The sequence below is a fragment of the Rhodococcus sp. WS3 genome, assembly GCF_003797085.1.
GTDB classification, from domain to species: domain Bacteria; phylum Actinomycetota; class Actinomycetes; order Mycobacteriales; family Mycobacteriaceae; genus Rhodococcus_F; species Rhodococcus_F globerula.
Map to the genome: position 1 here is coordinate 2,929,935 of NZ_RKMA01000001.1, position 17,700 is coordinate 2,947,634.

The 17,700-nt window shown below is 60.5% G+C and carries 17 protein-coding genes; 12 read left to right on the forward strand and 5 right to left on the reverse strand.

Annotated features, from left to right (window positions below; genetic code table 11):
- Positions 1–25: 25 nt before the first annotated feature.
- Positions 26–1,198 (reverse strand): thiolase C-terminal domain-containing protein, encoded by a 1,173-nt coding sequence (locus tag EEB13_RS13290; protein WP_141485429.1) that lies wholly within the window; start codon positions 1,196–1,198, stop codon positions 26–28.
- Positions 1,195–1,608, reverse strand: a complete 414-nt coding sequence (locus tag EEB13_RS13295; RefSeq protein WP_033235097.1) for a Zn-ribbon domain-containing OB-fold protein — start codon at positions 1,606–1,608, stop codon at positions 1,195–1,197. Before EEB13_RS13295 ends, EEB13_RS13290 begins: the two co-directional genes overlap by 4 nt.
- Before the next feature lie 398 nt (positions 1,609–2,006).
- On the opposite strand from EEB13_RS13295, the gene EEB13_RS13300 reads away from it, so the two are divergent.
- The 4 genes from EEB13_RS13300 to EEB13_RS13315 all read left to right on the forward strand — a co-directional run bounded on the left by EEB13_RS13300 (position 2,007) and on the right by EEB13_RS13315 (position 6,059).
- Complete coding sequence (locus tag EEB13_RS13300; RefSeq protein ID WP_233364875.1) at positions 2,007–2,867, forward strand: MaoC family dehydratase; 861 nt, start codon at positions 2,007–2,009, stop codon at positions 2,865–2,867.
- Between the two features lie 60 nt (positions 2,868–2,927).
- Positions 2,928–3,842, forward strand: coding sequence for an SDR family NAD(P)-dependent oxidoreductase (locus tag EEB13_RS13305; RefSeq protein ID WP_045066436.1), 915 nt, complete (start codon positions 2,928–2,930; stop codon positions 3,840–3,842).
- A gap of 75 nt (positions 3,843–3,917) precedes the next feature.
- Positions 3,918–4,628, forward strand: coding sequence for a TetR/AcrR family transcriptional regulator (locus EEB13_RS13310; RefSeq protein ID WP_141485430.1), 711 nt, complete (start codon positions 3,918–3,920; stop codon positions 4,626–4,628).
- A gap of 348 nt (positions 4,629–4,976) precedes the next feature.
- On the forward strand, positions 4,977–6,059 hold the full coding sequence (locus EEB13_RS13315; RefSeq protein WP_141485431.1) for a porin PorA family protein: 1,083 nt from the start codon (positions 4,977–4,979) through the stop codon (positions 6,057–6,059).
- Positions 6,060–6,065: 6 nt separating this feature from the next.
- On the opposite strand, the gene EEB13_RS31505 is transcribed toward EEB13_RS13315, so the two are convergent.
- The gene (locus EEB13_RS31505) at positions 6,066–6,239 is read right to left on the reverse strand and encodes a hypothetical protein (protein ID WP_165826333.1); all 174 of its coding nucleotides are present in this window, start codon (positions 6,237–6,239) and stop codon (positions 6,066–6,068) included.
- 156 nt (positions 6,240–6,395) lie between these two features.
- Between EEB13_RS31505 and EEB13_RS13320 the strand changes: the two genes are divergently transcribed.
- From EEB13_RS13320 to EEB13_RS13330, 3 genes are all read left to right on the forward strand, one after another.
- On the forward strand, positions 6,396–7,079 hold the full coding sequence (locus tag EEB13_RS13320; protein WP_045066440.1) for a YceI family protein: 684 nt from the start codon (positions 6,396–6,398) through the stop codon (positions 7,077–7,079).
- A 110-nt stretch (positions 7,080–7,189) separates the two neighbouring features.
- The gene (locus tag EEB13_RS13325) at positions 7,190–7,540 is read left to right on the forward strand and encodes a YidH family protein (protein WP_045066442.1); all 351 of its coding nucleotides are present in this window, start codon (positions 7,190–7,192) and stop codon (positions 7,538–7,540) included.
- A gap of 1 nt (position 7,541) precedes the next feature.
- Complete coding sequence (locus tag EEB13_RS13330) at positions 7,542–7,904, forward strand: DUF202 domain-containing protein (RefSeq protein ID WP_202026362.1); 363 nt, start codon at positions 7,542–7,544, stop codon at positions 7,902–7,904.
- Here EEB13_RS13330 and EEB13_RS13335 read toward each other — a convergent pair.
- Positions 7,876–8,811, reverse strand: a complete 936-nt coding sequence (locus EEB13_RS13335; RefSeq protein WP_141485432.1) for a sterol desaturase family protein — start codon at positions 8,809–8,811, stop codon at positions 7,876–7,878. The genes EEB13_RS13330 and EEB13_RS13335 overlap by 29 nt on opposite strands.
- 112 nt (positions 8,812–8,923) lie before the next feature.
- Here EEB13_RS13335 and EEB13_RS13340 point away from each other — a divergent pair, with 112 nt between their 5' ends.
- Complete coding sequence (locus EEB13_RS13340) at positions 8,924–9,379, forward strand: RrF2 family transcriptional regulator (protein ID WP_033235089.1); 456 nt, start codon at positions 8,924–8,926, stop codon at positions 9,377–9,379.
- Between the two features lie 50 nt (positions 9,380–9,429).
- Here EEB13_RS13340 and EEB13_RS13345 read toward each other — a convergent pair whose 3' ends face one another.
- Positions 9,430–10,545, reverse strand: a complete 1,116-nt coding sequence (locus tag EEB13_RS13345; RefSeq protein WP_033235088.1) for a GGDEF domain-containing protein — start codon at positions 10,543–10,545, stop codon at positions 9,430–9,432.
- A 245-nt stretch (positions 10,546–10,790) separates the two neighbouring features.
- On the opposite strand from EEB13_RS13345, the gene EEB13_RS13350 reads away from it, so the two are divergent.
- From EEB13_RS13350 to EEB13_RS13365, 4 genes are all read left to right on the forward strand, one after another.
- The gene (locus EEB13_RS13350; protein ID WP_033235087.1) at positions 10,791–11,405 is read left to right on the forward strand and encodes a TetR/AcrR family transcriptional regulator; all 615 of its coding nucleotides are present in this window, start codon (positions 10,791–10,793) and stop codon (positions 11,403–11,405) included.
- 87 nt (positions 11,406–11,492) lie between these two features.
- The gene (locus EEB13_RS13355; RefSeq protein ID WP_033235086.1) at positions 11,493–13,841 is read left to right on the forward strand and encodes an MMPL family transporter; all 2,349 of its coding nucleotides are present in this window, start codon (positions 11,493–11,495) and stop codon (positions 13,839–13,841) included.
- A gap of 135 nt (positions 13,842–13,976) precedes the next feature.
- Positions 13,977–15,710 (forward strand): ABC transporter ATP-binding protein, encoded by a 1,734-nt coding sequence (locus EEB13_RS13360; RefSeq protein WP_033235085.1) that lies wholly within the window; start codon positions 13,977–13,979, stop codon positions 15,708–15,710.
- Positions 15,707–17,638, forward strand: coding sequence for an ABC transporter ATP-binding protein (locus tag EEB13_RS13365; protein WP_084702606.1), 1,932 nt, complete (start codon positions 15,707–15,709; stop codon positions 17,636–17,638). Before EEB13_RS13360 ends, EEB13_RS13365 begins: the two co-directional genes overlap by 4 nt.
- The last annotated feature ends 62 nt before the right edge of the window (positions 17,639–17,700 follow it).

Genomic DNA, 17,700 nt, shown 5'->3' on the forward strand with positions numbered 1-17,700 from the left:
TGCGTTCTGGGACAGAAGATTTCCCTCACGGACGCCGATTCGAGAGAACCAAACTGCCGGCGGCGCCGAAGAAGTATCCAACTCCCTGGACGAAGCTGATTTCGACTTCGGGAACCTGCTCGCAGGCCTCCCCGCGTAGCTGACGGACCGCCTCCTGGATGGCGAACATTCCGTACATCCCGCTGTGTGTGTACGACATTCCACCGCCGTTGGTGTTCATCGGAAGTCGGCCTCCCTTGGACGTATGTCCTTCGGCGACAAAGTCTCCCGATTCACCGTGACCGACAAACCCGAGATCCTCGAGCATGTAGAGCGGAACGTGGGCGAAGGCGTCGTATGCCATCAGGTGGTCGACATCGTCGCGGGTGATTCCCGCGGTGGCGAAGGCATCGGCGCCGGCATCACGGAATGCACGGAACGATCCGGGCTCGTGCATCTGCGAAACCAGTGGGCCTTCGGCAGATTCGCCGGAACCGAGCAGGTACACATGCCGATCGGATCCCGGCATGTCTGCCGCCCGTTCGGCACTGGTCAGGATCACGGCGCCGCCACCGTCGGTGAGCACACAGCACATGTCACGGGTAAACGGGTAGGCCACCGGTGGACCGGACAGCACTTCATCCACAGACGTCGGCTTGCGACGGAAAGCTCGCGGATTGTCGAGGGCCCAGTTGCGCTGTGCAACAACAACCTCAGCCAGGTGCTCAAGCGTCATTCCGCGGTCATGCAGAAAGCGCAGCGCCGGGACTGTAAAGGTCGAGTACGGCATATTTGCGCCGTAGACGGCCTCGAACTGACCGGTCATGGAATCCAAAGGCGTCAAGTATGGTGGAGCGCCAACGCGGGACCGTCCGGACTCGCCATGCGTCACGAGCACGACGTCAGCGGCACCGGAAGCAATGGCGGCCGCGGCGTGACGGACATGAAGCATAAAACTGCATCCACCAACGCCTGTTCCGTCCAGCCAATGAGGCGTGATACCCAGGTGGTGACTGACTTCCATCGGAAGCAGGCCGGTGGTAGCGACGCCGTCGATGTCCGCTGGCGTGAGGCCTGCGTCGGCCATTGCGTTGCGGGCGGCATTGGCGTGGAGATCGAGGATGGACATGCCTGGCAATACACCGATTTCCGTCGTCTCCGACGCACCGACGATCACGATGTTTCCGTTGTGCATAGATGTCACATGGGTTCTTGTCATCTGGCCGACTCCTGCAGCGGCGTGAACATGGGGAGCTTCGTGTCTCCACGTTCGACGAACGTGACTTCGAGCGCGAGGTCGAGCGGGAGGTTCCCGGGGTCGGCATCCACCCCGATCACGTTGCTCATCAATTGTGGTCCCTCGTCGAGTTCGACCAGTGCGACGACGATGGGGGTCTCGGAATCGAACGGGGGAATCGGTCGGTAGTTGATTACGTAGGACACCAGTCGGCCTCGGCCGCTGACAGGGGTCCACACCACGTCGTCGGAGTTGCAATGCGGGCAGAAAGGTCGTGGATAAAAGTAGTGCTGTGTGCACGACTGGCAGCGTTGAATCGTGAGTTCCTCCCGCTGCGCACCCTCCCAATAGGGAGCGGTGGCCGGGGTCGGAACCGGTACAGGCCCTGTCATCGACAGTCCTTTCGTCGTATGGGTCTGGGATCAACTCATGAAGGTATTCAACGGAATTCAGTCCGTTAGCGTTGCAAAAAGAACATGTGCCGTTACTGTTCGCGTAAAGAAATACGTACCGTTACGTTTCATTTAAAGGAACACGTTCCGCTAGTTTTGCCTAAACGGAACGCGTTCTGTCACGACCAGAGTGATCCAGTTCATCCTTTATGTCAAGGCCTGGTCGAAAATCCGAAAAATCGAACTGTCCTCCTTGGATGAGAGACTTGCCAATCACATACGTAACGTGTTCTCTTTAGTTGGAGAGCGTTGTAAGGCAACGTTTTCGGCGTTCTCGTCGATCCGAATCACACTTACCGTCCGGTAACCCCGGTCCGCTCCTGCGGAATATCACTTGGATGAAATCGAGGTTCTACATGCCGATCGACAGCTCACTCGTCGGACGCACCGGCAAACCTGTCTGGAAGAGTTGGACGTCGAAAGACGCACTGCTGTATGCCCTGGGTGTCGGCGCCGGTCAGCCTGACCCGCTGGACGAGCTGGAGTTCACCACAGAGAACAGTGAGGGCATCAAGCAGATGGTGCTCCCGACCTTTGCCAATGTGGCTTTGTCGGGCGACGACTCCTTGCTACCCGACGATGTGGACTTCACCAAGGTGTTGCATGCATCGCAAGCGCTCAGCCTGACGGGCCCGCTTCCGACCGACGGCCGCGTTGAAACCACTGGCACGATCACCGGCGTCTACGACAAGGGTTCCGGTGCCTTGATCATGACGGAGACCGTTGCCCGCGACTCTGTCGGCCAGATCGTGGGAACTCTCGAGTCCGGGTTGTTCTTGCGAGGCTACGGGGGGTTCGGCGGTGAGCGAGGGCCGTCGACCGCATGGGAATTGCCAACGGGCAAACCGGATCACGTTGTCACATACACGACTCGACCGGACCAGGCGCTGCTCTACCGACTCAGTGGCGACCGGAATCCCTTGCATTCGGACCCGGCATTCAGTGCCCGCGGTGGGTTCAATATTCCCATCTTGCACGGAATGTGCACCTATGGCTACGCCGGCCGGGCCCTCCTGCATGTTGTGGCCGATTCGGACCCGAAACGCTTCACTGGGATGTCCGGGCGGTTCACCAAATCCGTGTTGCCCGGACAGTCGATTACCACCTCGATCTGGAACGACGGCAAAGGCGTTCGGTTCCGGACGGTCGACGATCTCGGTGACGTCGTCATCGACATGGGCACCGCCACAATCCGCTGACTCTCCACTCCATAACGATTCGCCGCGATGTTCGTCGAGGCACTAACAAAGGAAAGATTCATGGGTTCACTCGAAGGTCGCGTAGCGATCATTACCGGCGGCGGACGAGGCATCGGCGCGTCGATCAGCAAGTTGTTCGCCGCACAGGGCGCAAAGCTTGTCATCAACGACCTCGGCTCGTCACCGGACGGCCAGGGCGGGGACCAGGGACCGGCGCGTGACGTCGCTGCTGAAATTGTTGCCGGTGGCGGTGCCGCTGTCGCAGACGGCGGAGACATCGCCGACGTCGCGACCGGTCAGCGGCTGGTCGATCTCGCACTGGAGAACTACGGCAAGCTGGACATTCTTGTCAACGTTGCGGGAATCCTGCGTGACAAGATGATCTTCAACCTCCCGGAAGAAGACTGGGATGCGGTCATCCGCGTGCATCTGCGTGGCCACTTCAGCACCATCAAGCCGGCGGCAGCTTACTGGCGTTCGCTGCGGAATCCCGACGGCCACTTCCGCATCATCAACTTCACTTCCGATTCCGCACTGCAGGGTTCGCCGGGTCAGCCGAACTATGCGGCAGCCAAGATGGGCATTGTCGGCTTGACTGCCTCCACTGCGAATGCCCTTGCGCGATACGGCGTGACGGCCAACGCTATCGCTCCGGGTGCCGCCACCCGACTGACACAAACCATCCCCGACGAGAAGCAACTGGGATTCGATGCAGTCCCCGGCAACGACTCGCCGGACAATATTGCGCCCATCGTCACGTACCTCGCCGGTACGGGTTCCGATTGGCTGTCGGGCCGCACCCTCGGCGCCTCCGGCCTCGAGGTGAAGTTGTGGAACAACCCCGACGTCATTGCCTCGGTGTCGTCAGACGGGCCATGGGACCTCGACGACTTGGCCGCCAAGGTCGAAGGGGAGTTCCGACCGTTGGCAGACGGCCTGCACCCGTCCTTGTTCATGAGCCAGGTTCCTAGCTGACCAACGCATACTCGGCGAGAACGAGTACCGGACGCTGAGCGTGTGAACTGGGGTTGGGGCCGGGACGATATCGTGGTGGCTGATGCGACAGTGTCAGATTTCGGTACACGATTGGGGACAGCACGGATGGCCGCAGTGAAGGTTAATGGCCGCACACCTGAGGCGAAGGCATTCCGTGTCGAGCGAGTCGTGAAAGCGGCCCGTGAGTTGGCATCCGCCGGTGGCTACGAAGCCGTGCAGATGCGGGAGGTCGCTCGTCGTGCCCAAACCGCCCTTTCGACGCTGTACAAGTACTATGCGTCCAAAGACGAGCTGATCACGGCCGCCGTCAGTTCAGAACTGGACTCTCTGGCCGAGGACGTGCTCCGCCGTCCGCCCAGACAGCGGACGGCGGAGGGTCGTGCCGGAGAAGTGTTTGTCCGGGCCTTCGTGGCGATGGTCAAGGATCCGGGGTTCGCACACTCCGTGCTGGCCGCGGGCAATACAGTGCTCGAGTTCGACCCCGATCGAGTCCGACATTCTGCAGAAGTCACCGACATAACACCCTGGTCCACCCCCTTCACCTCTATTGCCGCAGTTCAAGCGTGGGGCCCCGACCATCGCTGCAGCCCAATGCAGTTACGCGCGCTGTGCATGGTGGAAACCCTGTGGGTCGCCAGTGTCGGCAGTTGGCTGAACGGGGAAACGTCAGCCCACGAGGTGAAACGGCGCCTGCGCTTGGCGGCGAAGCGCTTGCTTGCCGCGGATTCCGCTGACCCGAAAGATAATTCAGCAGACAACGGCTGACCGGAACAAACCAGTCTGTACAACTGAATAAGGCGCGATTGCGGCCCCGACTTTCCGAAGTCGGGGCCGCAATCTTGCCATGCCTGTGCCTTCCGCGAGGCCTGGATCGTCTCTGCGAGTGAACTTCAAACCCGGAAACAATTCTTCAAATGTGTCTTGTGTCACGCTCGTGTGTGGAATACCCTCCACAAGAACATATTTCGATGCTGAGTCGGTTTTCAATTGACAGCGTCCGATCCGCGGGTGGATTCAGTGCCTGCGATGAGCTGTTCACCAACCGTCGTCGAGTGACCGGACAACCGACCGCTCACGGCTGAGCAATTCGCTCGCTTTCCGAGGAGAAACCATATGGCCCTGCGCCGTTCGTCTATTGCGCTCTTTATCGTCGGCTTGATGCTGATCACTGCTGCGGCGGTGATCAGGTACGTTGTTGTGCCGAATATGTCCAAGCTGCCCGCAGATACCAAAGAGGGCGCACTGTTCGAGGGCACACTCCGCCAGATCGACCCCACGACCTTCGGGCTTGACGCGGGCACGCCGATCACCATTGACCGCTCGTTGAAAGTTGATCGGGTAGTAGGAGATACCGCGCTCGTCACGTGCACAGTGGTCACCCATCTTCCGAGCGGTGACGTCACCGATGTCCGCTCTTTTGCGGTTAATCGCGAGGATTTCACCCAAGCCGCCCCGCCGGACGGAGTGTCGGTCGAGGACCAACGCGGCGGAATCACGCTGTCCTTCCCGATGAACCCCACCACCGACGACGCGCTCGTCTACGACCAGGTGACACGCACTGCTCAACCTGTCACCTACACCGGAACAACGACGCTTGCGGGGCGCGAGGTGTACGAATTCACCGGCACGGCAACCGCTCCCATCGTGGACCCCGCGGTTCTGGGTCCGGTCATGGCTGGAATCGCAGCTCTCGTCCCGGGCGGGGATGGCTCCACACTGCCGCGTGAGATAGTGCGGACCTTGATTTCCGCATTGTCGCCTGACCGGGCGGCTGCAGTGGAACAAGCACTAGCGGCTGCGCCCGACCCGGTGCCCCTCACGTACACCTCGGTGAACATGCTCGACGCCGCTGTCGACACTCATTTCGGTACGCCCATCCGCATCGCCCAGAACCAAACCGCAGTGCTCAATATCGCGTCGGGAGGCGCGTTGGTGCCACTTCTCGATCTCTCCCAGGTCCGGGCCCAGACCTCCGACGCGTCGATCCAGAAGGTTGCCGACAAGGTTGCACGGGGAGAACGGCAGCTGAAGATAGCGGAATTCTGGGTTCCGCTCGTGTCTGCGCTGGTGGGGGTGCTCCTTCTCGTCGTCGCGATCGTTCGGCGCAAGCCCGGTCGCGGTGGTGGCAACCACCTCGAGGTCTCCGGTTCGGGCACCGGCAATCCGGACGCGGAGTTTGTCCGCGCCCGCGGCTGACCGTCCTCAGGAGCGTCGCGCATTCCACTCTGCCGCGGCGTCGTCGATATCCTGCTTCAATTTCTCGAAGAACGACGGCGCCGGGGTAGGTATCAAATAGGCTGCGGCAGTGAGTGATTGACTGAGGGCGATTCGACGCTCGTCCAACTCGTCGTCGCTCAGGAGGGCCAGGTCCGACATTGTGAACACCTCCTTCGAAGCGTGGTGCTACTTTACCAAATCATTACCAAGTGCCGCAGATGACCTCTCGTGCCCAGTCGTCACGGAGCACATTCACAGAGTTCCCACAGTTGGCAACCCCTGACATCCGTTGAAGCTGCAACTATCGTCGAACGCATGAAAAAGATGTGGTGGATCGGCGGAGCAGTAGTCGTGGTCGTGCTCGCCCTACTCGTGGGGCCGTGGGCGTACGGGAAGTTCATCGCAGAAGATGACGCTCCCGCAGCCGTGGTGTCTACGGAAGGTGCCGAGGCGGCGTCCGGGTCGATTGACGGTGCGTGGACCGTCGTCGCGGGACAAGGGGACAACCAGACGGCAGCCGGGTACACCGTGCACGAGATTCTCAACGGATCGAGTGTGACTGTCGTAGGCACCACAGGAGAGGTGAGTGGCAATGCGACGGTCGACGGTGAAAAGCTCACGGCCGGCGAAGTGACCGTGCAGGTGGCGAGTATCAAGACCGACTCCGACCGGCGTGACAGCCAGTTCACGGGCAACGTGATGGACACCAGCACCTATCCGACGGCGACGTTCACGATGGACTCGCCGGTGGATCTGTCGTCGGTGCCGACGGATGGGACAACTGCGACGGTGACGGTGCCTGGCACGTTGACGCTCAAGGGCCAGTCCAAGCCGGTGTCCGTGGACATGACGGTTCTGCACTCCGGTGACACGCTGATCGCGTCCGGCTCCATTCCGGTGACGTGGACCGACTTCGGTGTGCAGCCTCCGTCCCTCGGGTTCGTAACTGTCGACGGCAGTGGCAGCGTGGACTTTCTGGTATCGCTCGACCAGTCCTGATCAAGCCCGGATGGCGGTGCGTTTCCGCCGCCAGGGAAGATTAAGGACATGAACTTGAATTCGCGGCGCGTCCTCAGGTACGAGTGTTGTCTCGGCGGACGGTCCCACTAATGCGATTGTGGAAGCCGTTCCGCTCAGGCGAAGACCCGGATCCGCGGTTCACTCTCGCAAACGAGCGGACATATTTGGCCTGGGTGCGCACCGCGACTGCGTTCATCGCGTCGGGCGTCGGCCTGGAGGCTTTTGGCGGCGACATCCTGAACGAGAGCGTTCGCTCCGGTCTGGCGGCGCTCCTCCTTGTTGGCGGAGCGCTGATTGCCATCACATCTTTTGTCCACTGGATCAGTGCGGAGCGGGCATTGCGAGCTGAACGCTCACTGCCGGTGCCTCTCATGGCGCCGGTAGTAGGGATCGTTCTGGTGATCTGTGCGACCGTCCTCGTGGTCGAGGTTGTGAACTAGCTTGACTACCGTAGAGCCGTCCGACGCAATCAGTCCTTCGGGCAGGAGCGCGATCAGCCCTCCTGACAAGGGATTACAGTCCGAACGCACGTCGCTCTCATTCGTGCGTACAAGTCTGTCCATCCTCGGTTTGGCCGTGGCGTGCCTGCGCTGGTTGCCGCCGTTCGGTTCGGTGGCGATGATCGGTCCGGCAATCGCGGCTGTCCTGATTGTTGCCGTCACGATCTACGAGCGTCGGTCGAGATCTGCGCGGCTCGAGCTCTTTGCCGGGGAAAAGGCAACGCCCGCTTTGGGTATGGGTGCTGTACTGGCGGTGAGCCTGCTGGTTCTCGCGGCTAGTGGGTTGTGGATTCTGGTGACGTGAGTTCGGCTTTCGGTGACCATCCGGGAGGCCCGAACACATAGCCGCCGCGATTGCGCCATGACGTCGACGCTTTCCAATCGCGGGCAATGGCAGCGTATTCGCGCGTTTGCAGTGTCCAGATGTTGTACGTTCCGACCGGCGTCGTGAGTCCGTATGTCGGCCGGTGTGTTTCAGCGGCAAAGCTGCCGAAGATCCGATCCCAGACGATGAGGATTCCGCCGTAGTTGCGGTCCAGATATTCGGCGTCCGACCCGTGGTGAACGCGGTGGTGTGATGGCGTATTGAAGATGAATTCGATGGGACGCCAGAGCTTTCCGACCCGCTCGGTGTGTACGAAGAACTGGTAGACCAGGCTGACGGAGAAGCCGACGAAGATCATCCACGGCGGAATTCCGAGGAACGGCAACGGTAGCCACATGATTATTTCGCCGCTGTTGTTCCACTTCTGACGCAGGGCGGTGCTGAAGTTGAAGTATTCGCTCGAATGGTGCGCTTGATGTGTTGCCCAGATAACTCGAACGCGGTGTGCGATGCGGTGATACGCGTAGTAGAGGGCATCGATTCCGAGTAGCAGGATCACCCAGGTGTACCAGGCGCTCGGTGAGAGATGCCACGGTGCGAGATATACCCAGATGGCGGAATATCCGATCAGGGCAAGGACTTTCCAGAAGGCGCTGGTCGCGATGGAGACCACTCCGAGTAGGACGCTCGTGCGGGCGTCGACGCCACGGTAACCGCCCGTCGCGGGGTGTGCTCGGCCGTCGGCGCGGTCGGGATGATCCTCGAGTTTGCGTGCTGCTGCCCATTCGATCGCCAGGAAGAGGGCAAACGCGGGGATGGCCAGCGCTACCGGGTCATGGAGTGGTTCCAGGAGAGACTTCCAAGATTCGAGGAGGGTGTCCCACACGCTAGTTGTCCTGTCCGTTCACGGGTTTATCGTTACATTATGCATTAATGTGTAACGACATGGAAGATGCATTCCCTTGCGCCTTTCCATAGGGGAATGGTAGGAATTTCCGGTGCACATCACCGCAAAGGTGGACTACGCCGTGCGAACGTTGGCGGAACTCGCAGCAGCTGGTCCAGGCCCGGCCAAAGCCGAGTTTCTCGCAACGTCGCAGGTGATCCCCCATAAGTTTCTCGAGGCAGTTCTGTCGGATCTACGACGCGGCGGCCTTGTGACGAGTAAGCGCGGACCCGAGGGTGGTTACTGGCTTGCCCGTCCCGCGTCGGAAATCACGATTGCCGACGTCATCCGTGCAGTGGAAGGTCCGTTGGCGTCGATCCGTGGGGAGCGCCCCGAGGATGTCGATTACACGGGTCCGGCGACGCAGCTCAAGGATGTGTGGATAGCGGTCCGCGTCAATCTTCGCGCGGTGCTCGAGAACGTCACGATGGCGGATGTGGCCGACGGCCACCTACCTGACTTTGTGAATCAGTTGACGGCGGATCCGGGGGCCTGGAAGCGGCGCTGACGTTGGGGGCTGTAGCGGCGCTGACGTTGGGGGCTGTAGCGGCGCTGACGTCAGTTCCCGGATCGGTCGAAGCGCGTCATGTCGAGTGGCGCGGTATTCGCGGAGTTCCCGCCGGATGATTTCGCTTCGTACATCAGATGATCGGCATGGACTATCGCGCGGGAGAACGCGGTGTAGTCGAATTGCTCCACGTCTGGGGTGAACGGCATCGTGGAGGCGCCGATACTGACTGTCGCCAGGGGGGCGTCCGTGGCTTCGACAACTGCGCGGGGCAGAGTCGCTATGCGTTTGCGTAGTCCGTATGGCGTTCCGATCATGACGAGCGTGAATTCTTCGCCGCCGGTGCGCGCTGCGTATCCGAATCCGTTGACGTGTTGTTGAAGTCGGTTGCCGGTTCTGATGATGACGGTGTCGCCGACTTCGTGCCCGTAGGCGTCGTTGACGGCTTTGAATTTGTCGATGTCGACGACGGCGACCGCAACGTCGACGCGGTTGGCGTGTGAGGTCGACCAGACCCGTTCGGCCATGTCCCAGAGTCCGCGCCTGTTGAGGAGGCCGGTCAGTGCGTCGACTTTCGATCCGTTGGCGCGTGCGAGTAGTTGCCGCCAGGCGAGTTGGATGGTGGCCGGGATGAAGATGACGGCGCACAGGATTACGTCGGTGCGCGCGATGACGCCGGCAGTGGGCAGCGTCCCGCGGGTGATGGCGAGGATCGCCAGGGAAATGATGAACGTACAGGAGAAGGCAAGGTGGAAGGCGAGCCATCGAAAGTTGAGAAAGTACGTGAAGTAGGCGCCGGAGGCTACGAAGAGCACCGCGCCGAAGAGTGCTGCATCGTGGCTGGTGAACGTGATGATGACGGAGGCTGTTCCCAGATCTGCCCAGATCCCGAACAGTTTCAGAGCGCGCGACCCGCGAACTTTTCCGAGGAACCAAAGGGCAGTGGGGATGAGGTTTACGGTCGCGAATGCGATGAGCCAGGTGCGCGCGAACTGTCGGTCGGGGCCTTCGCCGCTGATCAGGAACAGATAGGCAACCAGGGAAAAGTTGAGCGAGCAGAACCCGATGGTGAAGTTGACGAGCCGCAGCATTGAGCCGGGGCCGTTCTTCGATCCCCACAGCATGACCGAAGGCGGCACCGGCCAGCTTTGTAGGAGTGGGTCCATGAAATTCCTCAGTTGTTCAAGATCGGGTGGTTGATCCGCAGCGGTTAATCCATGCGGTTGGTTAATCGATGGCAACCGTTTTGACCATTGTCTGGTGTAGGCGTGGCTTTTGTCGAGGCGGTGCCGATCCGCGAGCCTGGCGAGTGTGACCTACCCGACAATTTCCGCGAAGCTGTGCCGGAATCCACAATTTTGCATGACTCTGCAAACTTGCAGATGTCTGCAAGTTCCGTAACGTGGAGAGAGTGATAACCGAGCCAGGTCTCCGAGACCGCAAGAAGGCGGCAACCCGCGCTGCACTCAGCAGTGCGGCAGAACGGCTCGCTCGGGCTCTCGGAATCGAGTGCGTCACCGCCGACGCGATTGCGTCCGAGGCTGGAGTGTCGACGAGGACATTCCACAACTACTTCTCCAGCAAGGAGGAGGCGGTACTCGCCAGCTTCGAGGAATCGGTAACTCTCTGGATCGAGGCGCTTGCATCTCGGCCCGCGGACGAACCGATTCTCGACGTCCTCGAGGATCTTGTGGTCGAAATCGTGACTGGCTCCGGTCCGACAGCGAGTAAGACAACAAGTATCTGGATGCTGTCGGACGCGAGTCCCGCTCTCTATCGGGATGCTGCGGACATGCATCAGCGGATCAACCGTGCAGTCATTCAGGCATTGGCCGAACGTACCGGCACGGATGTCGAGCGTGACCTGTACCCGACACTTCTCCTCGGAGCGGTGGCCGGAGCCGCTAAATCGGTGATCGACATCTGGTCCGGCGGAAAGTCGGATGCTTCCGGACCGGAAGAACTGGTCCATGACGCTTTTCGGCAAATTCGTGCAGGGTTGCCTGCGCCGCCACCGCGTCTCTGAGACACCGCGTCTCTGAGACACCGCGTCTTCAGCACGCACACCTAATACCTGTCCACGTACACGCACCGAAACAGCAAGGAGCCCGTCGTGGCCACCTATCTCTATCGGATCGGCAAGTTCGCCTACCGGCGAAAAGGCGCGGTCCTCAGCGTTTGGTTGATAATCCTGGTTCTGATGGGCGTCGGGGCTGCGACCCTGTCCGGTCCCACCAAGGACTCCTTCAACATTCCGGGTACTCCCGCGCAGCAGGCCCAAGACCTGATGGCGGAGCGTTTCCCGGACGCTCCCAACGCTATGGATTCGTTGAGTGCCCGATATGTTCTCCAAGCGCCTGCAGGTACGACGTTGGCTGATCCGGCAAACGTCAAGGCCATGGACGACATGCTCGCGCAGATCCGCGCGATCGACACGGTCGAGGACGCTGCCAAGGTCGATCCGGCGACGGCGACGCCGGAACAGGCCGCGAAAGCGTTGGTCAACCCGGTTGCCGCCAATGATTCGATGACGGCGATGTTCCAGGAGCAGGCCGCTGCTGCCGGAACTTCCGAGGCAAAAGCAAGCTCAGACGCTGCGGCATTGTCGCCGCTCAGCGCGGACGGCACGGTCGGATACATCGAGGTTCCCTTTGTCGGCGCTGTCACCGATGCCGATGAGGCGATGCGTGAGTCGATCAATGCTGCTGCCGATGTGGCACGGGCCGAAGGACTCAACGTCCAGGTCAGTGGTACTGCGGCACAGGAAGCCGAGATGCCCGGTGGGCTCACCGAGTTGATCGGTATTGCCGTCGCTGCCGTCGTTCTGGCAATCACGTTCGGTTCGCTTGTGGCCGCCGGACTTCCGCTGATCACCGCGATCATCGGTATCGCAATCGGCAGCCTCGGTATTACCGTCGCGACGGGCTTCATGGACCTCGGATCGATGACGCCGACGTTGGCGATCATGATCGGTCTGGCAGTGGCGATCGACTACTCGCTCTTCATCATGTCCAGGTTCCGGCATGAGCTGACCTTGACCGACGACCGATCGGAAGCCGCCGGACGCGCAGTCGGAACTGCCGGTTCCGCAGTCGTATTCGCTGGTCTGACGGTCATCATCGCCCTCGTGGCATTGCGTGTCGTCGGCATCCCGTTCCTCTCGGATATGGGTGCGGCAGCGGCATTTACAGTGCTCATCGCAGTGCTCATCGCCTTGACGTTGTTGCCCGCGATCCTGGGTATCTTCGGCCGGAAGGCTTTTGCCGGCAAGATTCCGTTCCTCGGCAAGAAGGCTCAGGAGTCCGAGGATTCGGGTAAGCCAACGCTGGCTCTGCGCTACATCAGCGCCATCGTGCGACGCCCGCTCGTTCCTTTGATCGGCGGCGTTGTACTTCTGGGCGCTTTGGCTTTGCCGGCAACGGGATTGAGCCTGTCATTGCCGTCGGAGGCAACGGGTGATCCGGCAACAAGTTCGCGTCAGGCGTACGACTTGATCGACGAGGGCTTCGGTGGCGGTAAGAACGGTCCGCTGCTCGGTGTCATCGACGCACAGGGTGCAGACGTTCCGGCCGGCGAGGCATTCGAGAAGGTCGTCTCGACGATCTCGGGGCTGAACGGCGTCCAGAATGCACAGATCGTCAAAGTCAACCAGGCTGGCGATACCGCGCAGATGTTGATCACTCCGACAACCGGTCCCACCGATCCGGCAACCATGGAGTTGGTGAGCAGTCTCCGCAGTGCCGAAGCAGGACTGGCTGATTCGATCGGTGTGAGCTACGGAATCACAGGTCAGACTGCACTCGAGGGTGATATCTCGGATACCTTGCAGGACGCGTTGGTTCCCTACCTTGCGGTAGTGGTCGGCCTGGCATTCATCCTGTTGCTCTTGGTGTTCCGCTCGATCCTGGTTCCGCTGACCGCGACGTTGGGCTTCCTGCTCAGTGTGCTCGCGACATTCGGCGCCACGGTTGCGATCTTCCAGCACGGCTGGTTGGGAATTATCTCGAACCCGCAACCTTTGGTGAGTTTCATGCCGATCTTCCTGATCGGTGTGGTGTTCGGACTCGCGATGGACTACCAGGTGTTCCTCGTGACGCGCATGCGTGAGGAGTACGTCCACGGAGCTAACGCCAAGCAGGCTGTCACCATCGGCTTCAATCACGGTGCCCGGGTTGTCAGCGCTGCCGCGATCATCATGATCTCCGTGTTCGGTGCCTTCATCGCGGAGCCGAACTCGTTCATCAAGTCGATCGGGTTTGCGCTCGCTGCCGCAGTCTTCTTCGACGCCTTCATCGTTCGTATGGTGATCATTCCGTCGGTCATGGCGTTGCTCGGCGACAAGGCGTGGTGGCTGCCCAAGTGGCTCGACAAGATTCTGCCCAACGTCGACATCGAGGGTGAGAAGCTGAGCCAGCAACTCCGCGCCGACAGGGAAGCGGAATTGGCTGCAACATCTGCCTAACTGCACAGCAGGGTCCCACACACGTACCGCAATCGACTCCAAGTCGGTTGCGGCACGTGTGTTTTTGTCGGAGTTCCCGGTGGCCGAAAAAACCTTGCGGCACTTGTCGGCAGAGATTGGTAACCTTCGCTCACTATGCTGATCAGGCTGCTGCGCACTTACCTAGAGCCCTATCGTGGCGAACTGACGGGCGTTGTCGTCCTGCAGTTTATTTCGACTATGGCTGCCCTTTACCTTCCCAGTCTCAATGCCGACATCATCGACAACGGTGTGACAAAGGGGGATACGGGCTACATCCTGTCAACGGGTGGGGTGATGCTCCTTGTGACGTTGACGCAGATCCTGTGCTCCGTGGGTGCGGTGTACTTCGGTGCTCGTGTTGCCATGGGCATCGGACGCGATCTACGGGCGTCGGTGTTGCATCAGGTCGGTACTTTCTCGGCCCGCGAGGTCGGCTATTTCGGTGCGCCGTCCCTGATCACCAGAAATACCAACGACGTCCAGCAAGTGCAGATGATGGTCGTGATGAGTTGCACCATCCTCGTGATGGCTCCGATCATGTGCGTCGGCGGCATCATCATGGCGCTGCGTCAGGATCTGAATCTGTCCTGGATTCTGGGTATCAGCGTGCCGTTGCTGGCGATTTCGATGGGTTTTTTGATCGCGCGGATGGTTCCCGGCTTCCGGCTCATGCAGGGTCGTCTCGACGCGGTCAACCGTGTTCTACGCGAACAGATCACCGGTATCCGGGTTGTCCGCGCGTTTGTTCGCGAGCCTTCCGAGGTGAAGCGCTTTGGTGTAGCCAATGACGAATTGACCGAAACGGCGCTCGGTGTCGGAAAACTGATGGCGGTGATGTTCCCGCTGGTGATGCTGATCAGCAACGTCACCAGTGTCGCGGTCATCTGGTTCGGTGGGCATCAGATCGACAGTGGAGCCATGGAGATCGGCTCGCTCACCGCGATGCTCAGCTACATCATGCAGATCCTGATGGCCGTCATGATGGCTACTTTCATGGCCGTCATGCTGCCGCGTGCATCGGTCTGCGCAGAACGTATCTCCGAGGTGCTCGATACAGCGTCGTCGGTCATTCCGCCCGAGAACCCGATTCGAGAACTGAAGAACCCGGGCGTCGTCGAACTTCGCGGCGCTCAGTTCCAGTTCCCCGGCGCCGAGGAACCGGTGTTGCGCGACATCACTTTCCGGGCCGAACCAGGCAAGACCACCGCGATCATCGGCGGCACCGGATCCGGTAAGACAACGCTGCTCAACCTGATTCCGCGACTCATCGACGCCACATCCGGGTCGGTATCCGTCGGTGGTGTCGACGTCCGCGACATCGACACCGACCTGCTGTGTTCCGTTATCGGACTTGTTCCGCAGAAGCCGTACCTGTTCTCGGGAACCGTCGCAACCAACCTTCGCTACGGCAACCCGGACGCAACAGACGAGTGGCTGTGGGAATGCCTCGAGGTCGCTCAGGCTGCAGACTTCGTCCGCGCGATGCCGGAAGGCCTGGACACCCCGGTGTCGCAAGGCGGTACGACGGTTTCCGGTGGTCAGCGTCAGCGTCTGGCCATTGCGCGGGCACTGGTGCGCAAGCCACAGATCTATTTGTTCGACGATTCGTTCTCGGCCCTGGACCTCACGACAGACGCGAGACTGAGAGCGGCGCTGCAGCCCGTTACCCGGGACGCCTGCATCATCGTTGTCGCGCAACGTATTTCCACCATCGTCGAAGCCGATCAGATCATCGTGCTCGATGACGGTGCGATTGTCGGTGTCGGTACCCACGACGAACTGCAAGTCAGTTGTCCCACTTACGGCGAAATTGTCGCCTCACAGCTAGCCGTACAGGACGCATCATGAGCAATCGGCCGAGTTCCTCACCTCCGATCGGACCTCCCGGCGGTGGTGATCCCACCAAGAAGGCCATGAATTTCGGCCCTTCGCTGAAGCGTCTTCTTTCTCGGCTCAGCCCCGACAAGCCCGCTGTCATCCTGATTTTTGTTCTGGTCACGGTCAGTGTGGTGCTGTCTTCGATCGCCCCGAAGATCCTGGGTAATGCAACCAACCTCATCTTCGACGGCATTGTCGGTAAACAGCTTCCCGCCGGAATTACCAAAGACCAAGCAGTGGCGGGTCTGCGCGAGCAGGGCCAGAATCAGTTCGCGGACATGGTGTCCGGCATGAACGTGGTCCCCGGTACCGGGATCGATTTTGCCGAGGTCGGCCGAGTGCTGATGATCGTGCTGCTGCTGTTCGTCTGCGCGTCGCTGTTCAGTTGGTTGCAGGCGTACCTGCTCAATATTGTCGTGCAGCGCACGGTTCGACGCCTACGCGAGGACGTCGAGCAGAAGATTCATCGACTTCCGCTGCGGTACTTCGACACTCATGCGCGAGGCGATGTTCTCTCGCGCGTGACCAATGACATCGACAATGTTGCGCAGAGCCTGCAGCAGACGCTGAGTCAGCTGGTGACGTCGGTGATGACGGTGATCGCGATCCTCGTGATGATGCTGGTCATCTCGCCGATTCTGGCTTTGATCGCCATCGCGACGGTTCCGCTGTCGATCATCGTCACGGCTGTCATCGCCAAGCGCTCGCAGAAACACTTTGTCGCACAGTGGAAGAGCACCGGCGGCATCAACGCGCAGGTTGAAGAAGCATTCACCGGACACGAGTTGGTCAAGGTGTTCGGCCGGCAGAACGAGGTCGAGGAGCGTTTCCGCACGCAGAACGAGAAGCTCTACCAGTCGAGCTTCAAAGCGCAGTTCATTTCCGGTCTGGTTATGCCTGCTGTCATGTTCCTCGGCAATCTGAATTACGTCGCCATCGCAGTTGTCGGCGGTATGCGGGTGGCCTCCGGCACGATGACGCTCGGTGATGTGCAGGCGTTCATCCAGTACTCACGCCAGTTCACGCAGCCGCTCACGCAGATCGCGTCGATGACCAATCTGCTGCAGTCCGGTGTTGCATCCGCTGAGCGGGTGTTTGCGCTCCTCGACCAGGAAGAGCAGTCCGTCGATCCCGCCGACGCGCAGTCCCCGGCCGTGTCCAAGGGACGGGTGGCATTCGAGGACGTCACGTTCAGTTACAAGCCGGAGCAGCCCCTCATCGAGGATCTGTCGTTGGTGGCCGAGCCCGGTCAGATGGTTGCCATCGTCGGCCCCACCGGTGCCGGCAAGACCACCCTGGTCAACCTGATTCTGCGGTTCTACGAGCTCAATTCGGGTCGCATCACTCTCGACGGTATCGATATCGCGAAGATGACGCGTGACGATCTGCGGTCGCGCATCGGCATGGTTCTGCAGGATGCCTGGCTGTTCGGCGGGACGATTCGGGAGAACATCGCGTACGGCAAGCCGGGCGCCACCGAAGAGGAGATTCAGCGGGCCGCCAAGATGAGCTACGTCGACAAGTTCGTGCATTCTCTGCCCGAGGGATACGACACCGTCATCGACGAAGAGGGCAACAACATCAGTGCCGGTGAGAAGCAGCTGATCACCATTGCTCGAGCGTTCATCGCGCAGCCGTCCATTCTGATTCTCGACGAGGCCACCAGTTCTGTCGACACGCGCACCGAGCTGCTGGTTCAGAGTGCCACCGCGGTTCTGCGCAGCGACCGTACAAGCTTTGTCATCGCTCACCGGCTTTCGACGATTCGTGATGCGAACTTGATTGTGGTGATGGAGGCCGGGCGCATCGTGGAACAGGGAAGCCACGAGGAGCTGCTGCTCTCGCGGGGTGCGTACTACCGGCTCTACAACAGTCAGTTCGTGGGCGCGGAGATCTAAGGCCTAAGTACACTGAAGCAGACTTGGTCCGCTGGGTGGACCACAATCTGTGTACTGGAGGC